This is a genomic window from Vibrio sp. SSH13-20 (assembly GCF_040104475.1).
GTDB lineage: Bacteria > Pseudomonadota > Gammaproteobacteria > Enterobacterales > Vibrionaceae > Vibrio > Vibrio harveyi.
Window position 1 is genome coordinate 1 of record NZ_JBECOU010000033.1, and the last position, 1,815, is coordinate 1,815.

At 41.0% G+C, this 1,815-nt stretch carries 2 protein-coding genes and 1 pseudogene; all 3 read left to right on the forward strand.

Translation table 11 applies throughout. The features are described 5' to 3' along the window. Positions 1 to 143: 143 nt before the first annotated feature. Complete coding sequence (locus ABMY42_RS26265) at positions 144 to 593, forward strand: GNAT family N-acetyltransferase (protein ID WP_021485104.1); 450 nt, start codon at positions 144 to 146, stop codon at positions 591 to 593. 159 nt (positions 594 to 752) lie between these two features. Then, positions 753 to 1,565 carry a DUF2971 domain-containing protein gene (locus ABMY42_RS26270; protein WP_025527499.1) on the forward strand — a complete coding sequence of 271 codons (813 nt, stop codon included), beginning with the start codon at positions 753 to 755 and terminating at the stop codon, positions 1,563 to 1,565. Positions 1,566 to 1,577: 12 nt separating this feature from the next. Next, positions 1,578 to 1,686 (forward strand): annotated as a pseudogene (locus tag ABMY42_RS26275) (DUF3265 domain-containing protein); the annotation flags it as partial. Positions 1,687 to 1,815: the final 129 nt, after the last annotated feature.

Consider the following 1,815-nt stretch of genomic DNA (forward strand, 5'->3'; position numbering starts at 1 on the left):
TCGCGACTAACAAACTGCTCAAGAGGGATTCGCAACGCGTGGCATTTTTACTATGCGTTGAATTTAGTGATTAAGGTGGTTTGCAGCGGCTTCGGTATTGCGTTGCTCACCCCTTAGCAGGGCGTTATGTGCTAGGAGGATAAATGGATATTGTCTATGAGCTTGTATCTCAGGAAGATCAGCAGTTAATTTTAGCTTTGGGTGAAACTGTTAATGAAGAGTTTGTTATTCCCTTTCTGAGTCTTGATGGTCAGGAAGCTATGCGAAATGCTCGCAAGGGAGACATCGAGCAGGCTACAAATACTGAGGTTTACACGTCAATCAAAGCTATAAAAAACGATGAAATCATCGGTTATGTAGCTTGGAGGCAAGGAAACTATATTGCACAGTTGTACGTTAGTTCAAAGTACCAAAAACAAGGGGTTGGTAGAGGATTAATAACTGAAATGCTAAAACGGAGCGGGGCTTCAAGCATTGAATTAAAAGCTTCAGTTAATGCCGTAGGCTTCTATCAACGGTTGGGCTTTCAATCAGTGGATATTGAGCAAGTTAAAAATGGCATTCGCTATGTGCCGATGCTATTGACGCTGTGAGTACGCACATAACAAACTGTTTAAGAGTGATTCGCAACGCGTGGCATTTTTACTATGCGTTGTGTTTAGTGTTTAAGGTGGTATGCGGAAGCATCGGTATTGCGTTGCTCACACCTTAACAGGGCGTTAGCCATTCTCAGTAAATTAAGGGGAAAAATAGTGAGTTCAGTTTTTAAATATACCGACTACAGACCGGAGTTTTTTGATAACTTCTTCTTAAAAGTATCTCGCTTTGGCGAGTTCAATGACCCATTTGAAATGGTTATGGGCAATTATTTGAGCTCCCTTGATAAAGATGAACATGATCATATGATGTCCTTCTCTAGCTCTCTATCAGACCCAGCCTCATACTATGACTATGCATGGGATGCTCAGTGTGGTGTTAGGGCTACTGTCGGTGTGTTGTGCTTTGCATCTGTTGAAGACAACCTTTTGATGTGGGCTCATTATGCTAACAATCATGCGGGCATTTGCATTGAGTTCGATAAAGCCGCTGATTTCTTCAATGGTAAGTATAAAAACGCTACGACTTTCCTTGGTGAGCGTGTAGATGATCACTACCAAAATATTGGTGAATTGCGCGAGGTGAACTATACGATTGAACGCCCAACCTATATTGAACCAAGCGAATTAGAGCGTGATACAGAGTCTTGGTTTGTGAAGTCTCCTGAATGGGAGTATGAGCAAGAGCAAAGACTCTTGCTACCACTTGATCTTGCCGAATATATACCTAATGTTGATTTCCCATTTTTCTCAGTAGAGCCGACAATGATTAAGTCAATTATTCTTGGTTGCCAAATGCCAGTAAGTAAGAAAAAAGAAGTCGTAGAACAATGTGCAAAGTTTGGTATTAAAGTTCGTGAGGCGTTTGTGCACTCTCATCAATTTAAATTGGATATAGTGGATTACAATGAATCAAATCAGAGTAAGTATCATAATATGTTCAATTTAAATCGTGTTACGTCATGGTGATAGCGAAAGGCTAACAAACAATTTAAGAGTGATTCGGCACGCGTGGCATTTTTACTATGCGTCGGTTTTAGTGTTTAAGGTGTTATGCGGAGGCTTAGGTATTGCGTGCCTCACACCTTAATTGGGCGTTAGTTTGCAAGAGGAAAACGCAGCTATATCGCAAGTTCTAGTGGTAAAAGCTCAAAATCGAAATTGTCGTGTCGGCGTTCAATTTCAGTGTTAACTAGCGTGGTGAAAATCCAAAATTGGC

Coding starts and splice junctions, on each gene's coding strand:
- ABMY42_RS26265 (WP_021485104.1), top strand. CDS start 144: ATGGATATTGTCTATGAGCTTGTATCTCAGGAAGATCAGCAGTTAATT.